Annotated in this window: 14 protein-coding genes; 5 read left to right on the forward strand and 9 right to left on the reverse strand. The window is 44.3% G+C overall.

What is annotated here, in order from left to right:
- Positions 1–5 precede the first annotated feature (5 nt).
- Positions 6–1,703, reverse strand: coding sequence for a DEAD/DEAH box helicase (locus LDX50_RS18225; protein ID WP_225697630.1), 1,698 nt, complete (start codon positions 1,701–1,703; stop codon positions 6–8).
- 293 nt (positions 1,704–1,996) lie between these two features.
- Here LDX50_RS18225 and LDX50_RS18230 point away from each other — a divergent pair, with 293 nt between their 5' ends.
- Entirely contained in the window at positions 1,997–2,866 is an 870-nt protein-coding gene (locus LDX50_RS18230; protein ID WP_225697631.1) for a substrate-binding domain-containing protein, read from the forward strand.
- A 3-nt stretch (positions 2,867–2,869) separates the two neighbouring features.
- Here the strand turns inward: LDX50_RS18230 and LDX50_RS18235 are convergent, their stop codons facing one another.
- Together LDX50_RS18235 and LDX50_RS18240 are read right to left on the reverse strand one after the other, a co-directional pair.
- Positions 2,870–3,898, reverse strand: coding sequence for a synaptic vesicle VAT-1 family membrane protein (locus LDX50_RS18235; RefSeq protein WP_225697632.1), 1,029 nt, complete (start codon positions 3,896–3,898; stop codon positions 2,870–2,872).
- Positions 3,898–4,788 carry a serine hydrolase gene (locus tag LDX50_RS18240; protein WP_225697633.1) on the reverse strand — a complete coding sequence of 297 codons (891 nt, stop codon included), beginning with the start codon at positions 4,786–4,788 and terminating at the stop codon, positions 3,898–3,900. Before LDX50_RS18240 ends, LDX50_RS18235 begins: the two co-directional genes overlap by 1 nt.
- 89 nt (positions 4,789–4,877) lie before the next feature.
- On the opposite strand from LDX50_RS18240, the gene LDX50_RS18245 reads away from it, so the two are divergent.
- Positions 4,878–5,810 (forward strand): mechanosensitive ion channel family protein, encoded by a 933-nt coding sequence (locus LDX50_RS18245; protein WP_225697634.1) that lies wholly within the window; start codon positions 4,878–4,880, stop codon positions 5,808–5,810.
- Between the two features lie 4 nt (positions 5,811–5,814).
- On the opposite strand, the gene LDX50_RS18250 is transcribed toward LDX50_RS18245, so the two are convergent.
- The 4 genes from LDX50_RS18250 to LDX50_RS18265 all read right to left on the reverse strand — a co-directional run bounded on the left by LDX50_RS18250 (position 5,815) and on the right by LDX50_RS18265 (position 8,074).
- Positions 5,815–6,240, reverse strand: a complete 426-nt coding sequence (locus tag LDX50_RS18250) for an SRPBCC family protein (RefSeq protein ID WP_225697635.1) — start codon at positions 6,238–6,240, stop codon at positions 5,815–5,817.
- Between the two features lie 38 nt (positions 6,241–6,278).
- Positions 6,279–6,452, reverse strand: a complete 174-nt coding sequence (locus LDX50_RS18255; RefSeq protein ID WP_225697636.1) for a C1orf53 family protein — start codon at positions 6,450–6,452, stop codon at positions 6,279–6,281.
- A gap of 90 nt (positions 6,453–6,542) precedes the next feature.
- The gene (locus tag LDX50_RS18260; protein ID WP_225697637.1) at positions 6,543–6,998 is read right to left on the reverse strand and encodes a hypothetical protein; all 456 of its coding nucleotides are present in this window, start codon (positions 6,996–6,998) and stop codon (positions 6,543–6,545) included.
- The gene (locus tag LDX50_RS18265) at positions 6,998–8,074 is read right to left on the reverse strand and encodes a hypothetical protein (RefSeq protein WP_225697638.1); all 1,077 of its coding nucleotides are present in this window, start codon (positions 8,072–8,074) and stop codon (positions 6,998–7,000) included. Before LDX50_RS18265 ends, LDX50_RS18260 begins: the two co-directional genes overlap by 1 nt.
- A gap of 98 nt (positions 8,075–8,172) precedes the next feature.
- Between LDX50_RS18265 and LDX50_RS18270 the strand changes: the two genes are divergently transcribed.
- The 3 genes from LDX50_RS18270 to LDX50_RS18280 are packed head-to-tail and all read left to right on the forward strand — an operon-like array spanning position 8,173 to position 12,158.
- Positions 8,173–8,724 carry an RNA polymerase sigma factor gene (locus LDX50_RS18270; RefSeq protein ID WP_225697639.1) on the forward strand — a complete coding sequence of 184 codons (552 nt, stop codon included), beginning with the start codon at positions 8,173–8,175 and terminating at the stop codon, positions 8,722–8,724.
- A gap of 10 nt (positions 8,725–8,734) precedes the next feature.
- On the forward strand, positions 8,735–9,631 hold the full coding sequence (locus tag LDX50_RS18275; RefSeq protein ID WP_225697640.1) for a FecR family protein: 897 nt from the start codon (positions 8,735–8,737) through the stop codon (positions 9,629–9,631).
- Position 9,632: 1 nt separating this feature from the next.
- Positions 9,633–12,158: a TonB-dependent receptor gene (locus tag LDX50_RS18280; protein WP_225697641.1), complete on the forward strand. Its 2,526-nt coding sequence runs from the start codon at positions 9,633–9,635 to the stop codon at positions 12,156–12,158.
- On the opposite strand, the gene LDX50_RS18285 is transcribed toward LDX50_RS18280, so the two are convergent.
- Together LDX50_RS18285 and LDX50_RS18290 are read right to left on the reverse strand one after the other, a co-directional pair.
- A complete protein-coding gene (locus tag LDX50_RS18285; RefSeq protein ID WP_225697642.1) occupies positions 12,155–13,381 on the reverse strand; it encodes a protoporphyrinogen/coproporphyrinogen oxidase in 1,227 nt (408 codons plus the stop codon). The two genes, LDX50_RS18280 and LDX50_RS18285, sit on opposite strands and share 4 nt — an antisense overlap.
- A gap of 39 nt (positions 13,382–13,420) precedes the next feature.
- Positions 13,421–13,669: a hypothetical protein gene (locus LDX50_RS18290; RefSeq protein WP_225697643.1), complete on the reverse strand. Its 249-nt coding sequence runs from the start codon at positions 13,667–13,669 to the stop codon at positions 13,421–13,423.
- Positions 13,670–13,672: the final 3 nt, after the last annotated feature.

Raw genomic sequence — 13,672 nt, forward strand, 5'->3', positions numbered from 1 at the left:
GCCCGTTAGCGTCTTCCCCGGGCTAAACGGCGGCTGCCCTTCTTTACTCTCCGGTTGCTGTTACCTTCTTTCTTGCCGCGGCTCCTACCGCCCTCAGGCTTTCGTCCACCCTGTTCATCACGGTTAACCCGTATGTTTCGGCCTTCCACTTCAATCCCTTCGAATTTTTCGCTCAAGCCCTGTGACTTTGATTCTTCAATATCAAAAAACGCGCAGTTCTTTTGCAACGATAATTCCCCAAAGTGCTTTCGGGGTATATCTGAAATATCCGAAAGAAAATGAAGAAGGTCACCCTTTGTGATGCCATCTATAGAGCCCACATTGATAAAATATCGATGGAATCCATTTGATGACCGGGTTTCCTTTTTCTCCCCGAATTGCTCGTTCAGGTCTGAAGTCTCCCCCTCCTGCGTGATCAGATGATCAAGCTGTGTGGTAATCAGTCTCTTTAATATATCCTCTTTGCTTAAATGTGCAAATTGTCCGTGTAATTTAGCCAGAATAATTTCTGCCTGGTCATCTACTTTTGTATTGATGATCAGATCAGCCCAGTGATTGATGCGGCTGATTTTCATTTCGTCCAGTGCCGGAACCTCTATCTTCTCGAAGGTTATGTTAATCGTTTTTTCAAGTTCCTTGATCTTGCGTCCTTCACGGGCATTGATGAATGCCAGTGAAATCCCTTTCTTCCCAGCACGGCCGGTACGACCGCTTCGGTGTGTGTAGCTCTCCAGCTGATCCGGCAATGTATGATGGATCACATGTGTGAGATCATTCACATCGATACCCCTCGCCGCAACGTCGGTGGCTATAAGTAATTGCATTGACCGGGTCTTAAAGCGTTTCATAACCGCATCCCGCTGGGCCTGGGAAAGGTCTCCGTGAAGTGCTTCCACCCCATATCCCATATTGCCCAGGTCATCAGCGATCTGTTGTGTTTCACGCTTGGTTCTGCAGAACATTATACCGCGCATGTCAGGCTGCATATCAAGAAAGCGGCGTAATGCCGGTATCTTGTTCGAAGTTTTTGTTACCACATATTTGTGGGCGATATCTTTGTTGCTCTTTTCCTCAGCATTAATGGAAACCTCTTTGGGGTTCACCATATATTTTTTCACAATACGACGTATTTCCCGTGGCATAGTGGCAGAGAAAAGCCATGTGACACGTTCTTCCCGCGTATGTGAAAGGATCTCGTCGATATCTTCCTTGAAACCCATATTAAGCATTTCATCGGCTTCATCGAGCACTACGTACCGAACGTGCTCGAGATTAACGGCCCGGCGCTTTATGAGGTCCAGGAGACGTCCTGGTGTGGCAACCAGAATTTGTGTGGGTTTACGCAAAGCCTTTATCTGGTTGGTGATGGCGGCGCCGCCATAAACCACTTCGATATTCAATAGTCTGTTATTGGCAGAGAAATCGGAAAGTTGTTTTGCTGTTTGCTGCCCCAGTTCCCTTGTGGGAGCCATGATCAGGGCCTGTGTTGCTTTATTTTCGTTGTCGATCAGATCTATCAGGGGCAAACCAAATGCAGCTGTTTTACCGGTACCCGTTTGTGCGAGTCCAATAAAATTCGTAGGATCATTCTGTAATAAAATTGGAATTGCTTGTTCTTGTACGGGGGTTGGGGTGTCAAACCCAAGATCTTCAAGGACGTCCAGAACGTTTTTCGAGAGTCCTAATTTTTTAAATTTATTCAATAAATAGGTGTTAAATGAGCTACAAAGGTACGGAGATGCAGCGTTATTACTATTGAAATTCAAATAATTGTAAGGGAATAAGGCTTTAAATGGAATGGAGGCTGTTTGTGGTCCCTAAAAAGAAGAATCCCGGCCTGTGCAAGCCGGGATCCGGGAAATCGATGGGTTATTCATCGAGTGCTTTTTTATCTATACCGCGTCTTTCACCCAAATGGTTGCGTCAAATTTTTTCTCATCCTTAAATTATCCGGTTATTTTCCAGCATTTTGTAATTTGGTCTTAAATCAAGCGGAATGACACTTACAAGAGTTCGTATCGGGGGTGTTCCGGAACACTTCAATTATCCATGGCATCACGCCATTAATTCGGGTAAATTCCGAAATATGGGAATTGATGTTCAATGGATCTCCTATCCGGGCGGAACCGGGCAAATGACGCAGTCACTGCGTAACGACGAATGTGATATCTGTATGGTCCTCACAGAAGGTGCGATCGCTGATATTGTAAAGGGGAATCCTTCCCGGATTATTTCGGGTTATGTTCAATCACCGCTTATCTGGGGAATACATACCGCACCCGAAAAACAAGCCATACCACGATCAGATCTCTTCGGAAAACGCTTCGCCATCAGTCGGTTTGGATCAGGGTCACACCTGATGCCGATCGTTCACGGACTGATCGAGGGTAAGAAAATCAAACAGGATCACTTTATTATAGTGAATGACATCGATGGTGCTATTTCATCCCTTCAGAATGATGAAAGTGACATTTTCTATTGGGAGAAATATACAACGAAACCCTATGTAGAGAGAAAGCAACTAAATCGGATTGATGAATTTGTCACTCCCTGGCCCTGCTTCATGATCATGGCGACCAATCGCATCATTGATTCGCATCCGGAAATCCTGGATTCCATCCTGCGCATCATTCATCAGGAATGTGATGATTTTATGTCACGCAGCGATGCGCCGGATCTGATATCCCGTGAATATGGCATACAACCCATGGATGCGCGTCATTGGTTCCATGCGACAGAATGGTACACCAATTCATGGGTAAGTAATAAAATGCTCAAAAGCGTTCTTTACACCCTTCTTCAGGCTGGCATCATTGCCGATAGTGGCGATACAGCAGACCTGGTCTGGAAGAGAAAAAATGATTGAATATCAGGCAGGTGTTCTTATGACTACCTTACCCATGGTTTTTCCGGACTGAAACAACTTCAGCGCTTCGGGAAGCTGATCGAATTCAAAAGTATGCCCCACATAGGGTGCCTCCAGTTCCATGGCATGAAGTTCAGGGATAATCTGATGCATCAGGGCTTTCTGATCATAAAGCCAGATCAGGTTGAATCCCAGAATACCCTTATTTGATTCAATCATTTTTTGCGGGTCAATTTTAGGTCTTGCCAGGTATAAACGGGCCAAACGTATCCAGTTCGGCGTATTGGATGTATCTCCGTAGCGGGCAGATCCATACACGATCATCCTGCCTTGCGGAGCCAGTGCCTCATAACCGGCCTTCAGAATATCTCCTCCTATACACTCCATGACTATATCAAGTGATCTGCCGCTTAGGGACTTCATGAGGTTTTCTCTAAAGTTTTGATCTCTGACGATCCACCCCTGATATCCTTCCTTTTTCAATAATTCGACCTTGGATGCTGAACCCACAGTGCCGATTGTATATGCCCCTGACTTCTGCGCCATTCGGTTCGCAAGTAGTCCCACACCTCCTGCGGCGCTATGAATGAGAACGGTTTTTCCGGGTTTGAGATCCCCCAGCGAGTACAGACCATAGTATGCAGTTAAGGCCTGAACCAAAAAGGCAGCACCTTCTTCATAACTCCATGAATCCGGAAGGGGAACCAGGTAATCCTGATCTATATTGATCATTGTGGCATAACCGCCGAAACGAGTAACTCCCATTACCTTATCACCGGGTTTGAACCCTGTTACACGGGCTCCTACTGTTTCAACAATTCCTGAATATTCCAGTCCAGGGATAAAGCTTTCTTTTGGGGTAGCGCTGTACAACCCAAGAATGGCAAATATATCTGCAAAGTTCAACCCGATCGATTTCACCTTTACCTGGACCTCATCAGGTTCCGGTGGGTTGATCCCTTCCTTTTTTCGAAGGAGCCTTTTCAGGTTTCCTGCTTTATCGATGCGGTAGACCTCCCGTTCGCCGGACATTACCTGGAAACCTTGAAATCGTAAATAATTTTTGAAATATCTGCCAGGGCCTCTTCTGCAGCTTCACGATCGCCATGATCACTCGAGAGTAGTATTAAAACGTATGATCCTCCATCAGGCAGAAACACAATTCCCGAATCATGCTGAACACCTGTAATGGCACCTGTCTTGTGCGCTACCTTTACATTAGCAGGAAGTTTGGCAGGAATGATATGATTGAATTGCTGGTCCATCAGAATATCAACCATCTCTGCTGATGCTCCTTCACTCACAAGGTTCCCGCGGGCAAGTTCAGAGAAGATCAGCATGAGATCATACGCGGTTGTGATATTGTTCATGCCTTCTTCGTAGGCTTTGAGATCTTCAACGCCCCGCAGCACCTGAATATCATGTGCTCCAAGTTCGCGCATCGAATTTGTTGCATTATCTGCACCCACAAGTTCGACGATCAGATTGGTTGCCAGGTTGCTGCTCTTAATTACCATATCATAGGTAAGGGATGCGATAGTTTTTTTCTTACCAACCATCTCATACAGTGATTTTTCGCTGTCGGAAGATGCAGGAAGCGTGTATTCACTGCCATCCGCCAGGCTGATAAAAGTGGTTTTGATCTCAATCGAATCTGTAAGATTAAACTTGCCTTCAGAAGCCTGCTTGTAAACCTCAATAAGCACCGGGGTTTTCATGGTACTCGCTGCATGAAATATCCTGCGTGAATTCATCAGAAGCGTGTCACCTGAATTCAAATCAAGATAGGCAACCGCAAAATTGCCAACCACTCCGTCCAGGCGCTGATCGATACTCTTTTGTAATATTTCCATTTTCGTTTCTTTCTCACACCCCGTAAGGATCGCAAATAGCGCCAACAACACGATCACATTGAATTTCATAGATTTCAAAAATAGCAATTCGTATGGTTGCATGAAATGAACGATATATTTTTATTACTTTAACCGTTGGGAATTAAAAGAAGCTATTAATGACAGCACCCGTCATCAATTGGATCGAAGAACACTGGAATATTCCAGGGAGTCTGCAGGAAAAGATTTTTTACAGCCTGTTGGCAATCTTCATACTATCTCTTTTTCGATTTCTTGCCAATAAGCTGATATACCGGACTTTCACTGATGTGAAGGTAAGGTATATGTGGAAAAGCTGGGTGAAAAATACGATCTATTTCCTCCTGCTTATCATCATTATGACGATCTGGCTGGAGGGTATTGAATCATTGGCTACATTCCTGGGTCTTGTGAGTGCCGGTCTTGCGATTGCACTCCAATCACCGATTGTAAACCTTGCCGGCTGGCTTTTCATTATCATTCGCAAACCATTTGAAGTTGGAGATCGCGTGCAGGTGGGCAATCACGCCGGAGATGTAATTGACATCCGGTTTTTTCAGTTTACAATTAATGAGATTGGTAATTGGGTTGGTGCTGATCAAAGTACCGGACGGATCATTCATATTCCCAACGGCCAGGTATTTAACATTAGCCAGGCGAATTACAACCAGGGTTTCTCACATATCTGGAATGAAATAACCGTACTGGTAACCTTTGAGAGTAATTGGAAAAAAGCCAGGAAAATACTCGAGGAGATCATTAACCGTCATGCCGACCAGCTTTCTGAAACAGCTGAACAGCGGTTACTGGAAGCTTCCAAGAAGTTCATGATCTTTTACAGCAATCTTACCCCATTCGTTTATATCAAGGCTGAGGACAGCGGAGTGCTGCTCACCATCAGGTATCTCACATTGCCCAAAACGAGACGGATCACTGAACATCGGATCTGGGAGAACATCCTGGAGGAGTTTGCCAAGGAAGAGGACATTGACTTTGCCTATCCTACACAGCGGATATACTACAACCCGAGTGAGGGCAAAGGCGGGACCATTAAAAACCCTCTGAAGCACTGATTACCTAAAAATTCTTAAAATACTTTTTGTATTGCCATACCCTTGGAAGAAAGGCGAGGTATAAAAAGGGATATGTAAGCATTGTTAACACTGTGTTACCCATGCTAAAAGTGATGCGGTCTTCTATGCGGGCTCCATCACCATCCTTGAAAACATGATGTTCGTGATGCCAATTCTTCAACCCAAGAGGAAGAATTACGCCTTCGTCAACAAAAAAGGCATGTTCATTCTCCTCGTGATCCTGTGTGATTTTGCTTTTCCATTCCATGTTCAAGGGAAACCTCAAGTGGACAATATCTCCGGATCGTGATCCGTCAAAGCGGAGAAGCTTTGCCCCTGGTGGTAACAGGAATTCAAATAATGTTCGGTCAAACGCACGAAAGACCGATTGCCAGTCTCCTTTGACATCAGAGCGCAGTATAATCTTCATAATTCAAAAACAGCCATACGTACACTTATGTTCAGCAACTAAGCGCCCCAGGGATTTTCAGGCTTTGAACGTCTTTGGGGTGGTTTGTCATACGGACAGTGACGACAACCGCTTCCACAGCAAAACCCTCGTCGGCGAAGATATTCTTCTGTGAATACCAGGTTGCCGTTTTCGATGTAATAATCCCGACCTTTGGCAGGTTTACTTTCCATTAGCTTAAAATAAAATAAACCTGCCCCTTTTTACAGAGGCAGGTTACCCACTAACCACATCGAGACGAAATGGTTCTCTTTAGTATCTATTTACTTTCTTTCGAACGTCAGAAAATCAGTTCCTCCATTGCCGCCACTCACATCGATCAGCTCAATTTTTGAAGAGGTCCGTGATTTGATATCCCAGTCATCGCTTAACTCGGCGAATTTTTCCGGCGAAATGAAATTAATATTGAAATCAATATCTCCTTCATCCGGGTTGTCATCATTGCTGTCGTCGTCACGTGTTACCGACCATGTTCCGGATACTTCTGTTGATCCATTCTTTGCAATAATCGAACCATTTTCGTTGAAAGTAAACGTATAGCCGGCATAGTCAGCCGTTTCATCCTTATCATCGAAATAGTAGGTAATGATCCAGTCGCCCGACTTAGCCAATGACTGGACATCTTCAATCTGAGATTGTATATCAGGTGTAACTTCGTTGTCGTCGCAGGCGGCTAATATCATTATCATTCCCACCAGCAGGTAATTCAGAGATTTCATCAATTTAGTTTCTTTAAGGTTAAAAATGCGGTGTCTTCATCCGTCTGTTCTTCCAGGTCGTCGGTTGATTTTATTTCTGTTTCGTCGTAAGAAATGATTTCCCAACTATTCTTTAGTGCCTTTATGGCATCATCCAGATCTACACCATTGTCTTCTATGGATATTTCAAGTTCAATATTTCCGGAGTTTCCATCAGACTCCCATGTACCCACGATTTCGCGGTCATTATTTTTCAGATGCAGAATCCCATCAGGCCTGAATTCAAGGATATACGACTGAAGATCTGAGGTATAATCGATCTCATCATTCAAAAGCGAGACCATCCAGCGACCATCGGTGATTACAGATACAAATTCACTATCATCGACATCATCATCGTCGAAATCGTTATCATCATCTTCATCACAGTCGTCGGCCACATCTTCAATAAGATCTTCCAGACTGTCATTGTCCCTTACTACTATCTCCTGTCCGTCCCAAAGCACAATAGTTATTGGGAAGTTGAAGCTTATAAAGTCGTCATCATCGAGGTTATCAATCAATTCATAGAGTTCCTTATCGTTGTTGATTGTAATTACATCAGCCAGTTGATTTGAAGCATCGTAAACCGATATCGTAAAAGGATATTCGAAGTCAAGACATTCGATGTCATCATCGGCTCCACCTTCGGTACAATCTTCAGTAAGTGCCTCCAGTTGATCTTCATTGTTTACCAGAATCTCTGAATAGTCTGAAGTGACAACCGTAATTGGATATTTAATATCAAAGGAATCGTCATCATCACTCTCCTCAATGAGTTTTTCCAGGTCATCCAGGTCATCGGAAGAACTTACCAGGTATTCAATATCATTCAGATATACGCTGTATGGGAAGGCGAGATATATGCAACTCGAGCCATCAACAATATTGTCGAATGAACCATCATTGGTAGCAGTACGCTGTATAAGGATCGCTGTCTGGGAATTGGCCGTAACCACATTTTGTGGTGATGGATCGGTGATTTCAACAACTTCCTCCTGGCATCCTGATAGTGCTGCAACGAGCAAGGCGAAAATGAGTGTAAAGTTTATTTTCATGTTAAAAATTTTGTGCTTTCACATACTAAACCGGTTGAGTAACCAGATTCCTACCCTTGGATAAAAAAAACTTTTAAATTGGTAGCAAAATTATCCTGATGGCAGAAGAATCCGGTGTTTGTAAGGAAGAGCTTTTTAATGGTATTTTTCGGAAATACTCGAAAGATCTGTATCAGTTCCTTTATTATAAGTTCGGTGCAGACCGGAATCCCGAAGATCTTGTACAGGAAGCTTTCCTGAAATTATGGAATAATTGTGCAAAGGTACCTCCTTCAAAGGCCCGGTCTTTTCTTTTTACAGTGGCGAATAACCAAATGCTTAATGACCTGGACCGCGCTAAAACAGCTCTCAAATACAGGAATGAGGCAGATTTAAGGCATATCGACAAGGAATCACCTGACTATAAAATGGAAGAAAGTGAATACAGTGACCGGCTCAAAGCTGCGATAGATTCGCTGAGTGAAGAACAGCGGGTTGCGTTTTTACTGAACAGAATTGAGGATAAATCGCATAAGGAAATCGCAGAAATGCTGAATATATCCAGAAAGGCAGTTGAGAAGAGAATCTACGGCGCCCTGAAAAAAATCAGAAAATTTCTCGAAAAAAGTGATGATGAGGGTAGGAATCCCGAACCTCCGCCGGTTATATAACCAGAATACCATGAAAAACGAGGAAATTATACAGAAATGGCTGCGGAATGAGCTGACCGATGCGGACAAGCAAATTCTTATTGATTCAGGCGACTGGGAAGAACTTCAGCGCATGATGAAGGCACTTTCAAATTTTCGTGCCCCTGAATTTAATGTGGAGGAACAACTTTCAGTATTACAATCGAAACAGCACCGCAAAGCTTCAAAACAACGCTGGCTGTTGCCTGTATTCCGCGTGGCAGCGGCTGTTTTGCTGCTGATCAGCGCATATGCTGTCTTTTTCAATAACCCGCTCACAGAATATCAGACGCGTGCCGGAGAGGCGTTGTCGTTTTATCTTCCAGATTCAACGCAGGTAGATATGAATGCTGAATCATCTGTTAGCTATAGTAAAAACGAATGGCAGGCGCAACGGACTGTGAACCTGCAGGGAGAAGCATATTTTGATGTAATTCCGGGATCAGTCTTTGACGTGAACACATCCAACGGGATCATCAGGGTCGTCGGAACTGAGTTCAACATTCGTTCACGCGATAATTATTTCGAAGTGACATGCTATGAAGGAAAGGTATCCGTTATAAGAGGAAAGACAGCTGAGCTGCTTACACCCGGGGAAAGAGTTCGTGTTTTTAATGGCCAACTGACACTTGATAAGATTGAACTGGAACCGGCTCGAAATGGCATACAACGTTATGAGGAAAGCCACTTCAAGAGTGTTCCGTTATTTGCTGTTGTTGATGAGCTGTCCAGACAATTTGATATTGAAATTGAGTTGAATAACCAGAAACGCGATATCGTATTTACGGGTGCCTTTACGCATGAAAACCTTGAATTGGCACTACGGGCTGTTTGTATCCCGCTGGATTTGAATTTTGAAATATCAGAGAATCGTGTGATTATAAAATAACTTGACTGCTCTAAAGTATTACCCACTGGTACTTGCAGGCTTTCTTCTTTGTTTCCAGGCATTTGGCCAGGATCCGAATAATCCGGAAAGCCGTCCCCTCCGACTGATTCTCCAGGAAACAGAACAGAAATTTGACGTTTCGTTTTCGTATGCCGATTCCATACTTGTGAATCTTTCCTGTAAGACACCCGACTATTCACAATCATTAGATGCAGTCCTTCAATATATTTCTTCGGAAACAAAGCTGGTCTTTGAAAAGATTGATGACAGGTTTATTGCGATAAAAAGAGCTCCTGACAAAAAACCTGAACTAGTACGCATCTGCGGCAAACTCATGGATCGCATTTCAGGTGAACCGATACCTTTTGCTTCCATTGTTGCAGGCGATAAATTCACCACGAGCGATAGCAATGGAAATTTTCAAATGGAAGTTCAGGCGGATGCGATCATACAGATCCGATCATTGGGATACATTGCATTTGAAGGAAGTGCAGATAGTTTGACTTCCTGTAACCCTGTTCAGCTGACTCCTTCGGTGACTACCCTGGATGAAATTGTTATTCGTGAGTATCTTACAGCAGGAATCGACCTTACCGCAGGAGGAATTTACAAGGTGTCCGGTCAGCGCCTGGGTATGCTGCCGGGGCTCATAGATCCGGATGTATTGCAGTCGATTCAGACCCTTCCCGGGATTCAAAGTGTTCAGGAGTTGGTAAGTGACATCAATATCCGGGGAGGCACACATGATCAGAACCTTATTTTGTGGGATCACATTCGCATGTATCAGACCGGCCATTTTTTTGGCCTGATCACATCTTTCAACCCGTACCTCACTAACGAGGTAAGCCTCATTCAGAACGGAACCCCCTCCTGGTATAGCGATGGTGTTTCAGGTACATTAGATATACGAACGGAAAATACCATCGCCGATGAATTTAGCGGTGGTGCAGGAATAAATATGATCAGCGGAGATGTATTTGCACATGTTCCGATCATTCCGAATAAACTGTCAGTACTCCTTTCTGCCAGAAGATCGATTGCCGACCTTGTAAGATCCCCCACCTACAGGTCATACTATGAAAGGGCATTTCAAAATTCGGATATTACCGGCGGTAGTGACACGAGTTTGGTATCAAAACAGGAAGACTTCGTGTTTAATGACATCTCTGTAAAAATCCTGGCTAATCCCGATAAAAAGACGCCAATCAGAATTAACTTCATGCGTGCAGCCAATGAGATCTCCTATGAAGAGAGTGCGCTGGTAGGTAACGAGCAAGAAACCCGAATCAGCGGCCTGAACCAGCAGAGCACTGCTCTTGGACTGGATGTTTCAAGGAATATCACGGGCGATTTGACTTTAAGGGGACGAATGTATTATTCGTCTTATTCACTGGGCGCCACAAATAATGACATATTCAATAATCAGCGCCTTATCCAGGAAAACGACGTACTTGATACAGGTCTGAAATTTGATCTGCGTTATGCACTGAATCCCAATCTCCTTCTGGAGGCCGGATATCATTTTACCGAAGTTGGGGTAAGTAACCTGGAAGACCTTAACAATCCGGAATTCAGGCGATATGTAAAACGTGTATTGCGCACACATGCCGGATATGCCGACATTACCTATCAGTCATCCAGTAAAAATACCTGGCTGCGCGCAGGCGGGCGGGTGAATTATCTGGACAAGTTTAACCGGTGGATCCCCGAGCCACGCTTTTCATTTAGACAGAAAATCTACGGACAGCTCTTTCTTGAAATTGCGGGAGAACGTAAGTCGCAAACGCTGGCCCAGGTAATTGATTACCAGACAGATTTTTTGGGCGTGGAAAAAAGAAGGTGGATTCTGGCCAATGACGGAGACATTCCGGTAATTATTGGCAGCCAGGCATCAGCTGGTGTTCAATTTAAAACAGATAATTTCATTGTGCGCACCTCTGCCTACTACAAATATGTGGAAGGTGTAACCACCGCTAGTCAGGGCTTCCAGAATGAATATCAGTTTGACCGCATTTCAGGAGAATATGAGGTACGTGGCGTGGATGTTTTATTGAATTATCGTCGTGAGAACTGGAATTCATGGATCACCTATACCCTTGGTGAAAACACTTTTTCTTCAGACTCTCTATCTCCTTCCTCCTTCCCTAACACATTGGATATCCGGCATACGGTTTCATCCGGACTGTCATTTGAAACAACCAGCATCAAAATTGCAGCTGGGATTAACTGGCACAGCGGGAAGCCTTACTCGAGACCCGTTGAGATCGGGCCTGCAAGACAAATTACCTTTGAATCGGTCAATAATTCAAGGCTCGACTATTATCTTCGGCTGGATGCTTCTGCGGCTTATAAATTCAGTCTCGGCGGAAAAGTGCGTGCGGAGACTGGCATTTCTGTGTGGAATATTCTGGACAGAACCAATACCGCCAATATATTTTACAGGGTCGATGATAACGACCAAATTGAAGAGATCAGGCAGAATGCACTTGGATTTACGCCAAACGTGATGTTCAGGATCTATTTCTAATAATTTGAATTGGCAACTGCCTCTGCTGCAATTCGCCCACTGGTCATGGCGGCATTCAGCGATGGATTCAGAAGGTGATCTCCTGCAAGAAAAATATGCTCCTGTATCTTAGCTTCCGTTGGCTGTATGAAACATTGCATATCGTCAATAACGGGAAGAGCCTGAGCAATCGTAAATACCCCGACCTCCTTTAAACGACGGCCGGTAACATCTTCCATCTCCTTACGTACCCTTTCAGAAAACGAAGATGTGTCTGCGACCGGCCCAATGACCGTAGCCGATAGAAGCGAACTTCCAGCGGGTGCATATCCCGGATAAATATCCGTCATAAAACAAAAATTATTGACCAGTCGGTCCTCGCCCGGCAAAAGTCCGATTAACGGCTTTCCAATTGACGAGGATTCGGCGCTAAAATAGAAATTGGTCACCTCATGAAATTCAGCTCTTTCATGCCCCAGGCCGTTCAGGATTTTTGCCGGATGTGTAGCAATAATCAGATCGTCATATTCAAATGTCTGATCCCCGGCACTCACAATCCCGGGTTCGACCTGATCGACCTTCACATTGAATTTAATCTCGGTTCTCTTTAGTTTATCTGATAACTGCCCGGGGATGGCCTGAATCCCTTCAGCAGGAATGGCAGCTTTTCCTTCTGCGAACATTTTGAAAACAAATTGAAACATGCGGCTGGAGGTTTCCAGCTCATTTTCCAAAAATATCCCGGCAAAAAATGGTTTAAAAAACTGGCTGATAATGCGCTCTGAGAAACCATAGGATCTAAGAAAATCGATTGTGGCAACAGAAGGCTGTTCAAATATTTCGGAGATAGAAAGGGATGTCACCCGTGACGCAAGTTTTATCACTTTCAATTTATCTGAAAGTGTTCCGATCCCGGAAAAAAGCATTGGAATGGCCGCCGCCCAGTTCCTTCGCGGGTCAAGCAATGTGGTTGTTTTATTTTCTCCGAATATCATAGCGCCAGGCTCAAAATACTGGAGGTCCAGCGCATCAAAGTCAAGATATTCCCGTGCCTCCGGATAATTGGTAAGTAACACCTGAAATCCATGGTCCATGTAAAAACCGTCACGCACAGTGGTCTGCACCCTGCCACCGACCTTGCTATCCGCTTCAAGGATCAATGGCGAATATCCTCTTTTTTCCAGTTCGATGGCGGCCACCAGCCCGGAAATACCAGCACCGATAATTATTACTTTTTTATCCATGTCCAAGAAACAACCGGTTTAGTAAAGTGTTTGAAAGACTTATTTCCAGCGATCATCCCAATCATTCTCCAGTGCGGCTCTTCGGATTCGTTCGCGGAATTCCGGTGTGTGGATGTAACCGGTCTCCCGGCTACTGGATGTAAGGTGGTAGAATCCGCAAATTTCACAAAGATAGATCCCATTCGGACTACCCGCTCGTTCCCCGTACTTCGCCAGTACACGCACCAATTCTTCCTCGGCTATTGTACGGTTATCATGACAGACTTTTCCTGAAGAGCAATTTCTCATGTC

It is taken from the genome of Fulvivirga sedimenti, from assembly GCF_020328055.1.

Coding starts and splice junctions, on each gene's coding strand:
- LDX50_RS18230 (WP_225697631.1), top strand. CDS start 1,997: ATGACACTTACAAGAGTTCGTATCGGGGGTGTTCCGGAACACTTCAAT.
- LDX50_RS18235 (WP_225697632.1), bottom strand. CDS start 3,898: ATGTCCGGCGAACGGGAGGTCTACCGCATCGATAAAGCAGGAAACCTG.
- LDX50_RS18240 (WP_225697633.1), bottom strand. CDS start 4,788: ATGAAATTCAATGTGATCGTGTTGTTGGCGCTATTTGCGATCCTTACG.
- LDX50_RS18245 (WP_225697634.1), top strand. CDS start 4,878: ATGACAGCACCCGTCATCAATTGGATCGAAGAACACTGGAATATTCCA.
- LDX50_RS18250 (WP_225697635.1), bottom strand. CDS start 6,240: ATGAAGATTATACTGCGCTCTGATGTCAAAGGAGACTGGCAATCGGTC.
- LDX50_RS18255 (WP_225697636.1), bottom strand. CDS start 6,452: ATGGAAAGTAAACCTGCCAAAGGTCGGGATTATTACATCGAAAACGGC.
- LDX50_RS18260 (WP_225697637.1), bottom strand. CDS start 6,998: ATGAAATCTCTGAATTACCTGCTGGTGGGAATGATAATGATATTAGCC.
- LDX50_RS18265 (WP_225697638.1), bottom strand. CDS start 8,074: ATGAAAATAAACTTTACACTCATTTTCGCCTTGCTCGTTGCAGCACTA.
- LDX50_RS18270 (WP_225697639.1), top strand. CDS start 8,173: ATGGCAGAAGAATCCGGTGTTTGTAAGGAAGAGCTTTTTAATGGTATT.
- LDX50_RS18275 (WP_225697640.1), top strand. CDS start 8,735: ATGAAAAACGAGGAAATTATACAGAAATGGCTGCGGAATGAGCTGACC.
- LDX50_RS18285 (WP_225697642.1), bottom strand. CDS start 13,381: ATGGATAAAAAAGTAATAATTATCGGTGCTGGTATTTCCGGGCTGGTG.
- LDX50_RS18290 (WP_225697643.1), bottom strand. CDS start 13,669: ATGAGAAATTGCTCTTCAGGAAAAGTCTGTCATGATAACCGTACAATA.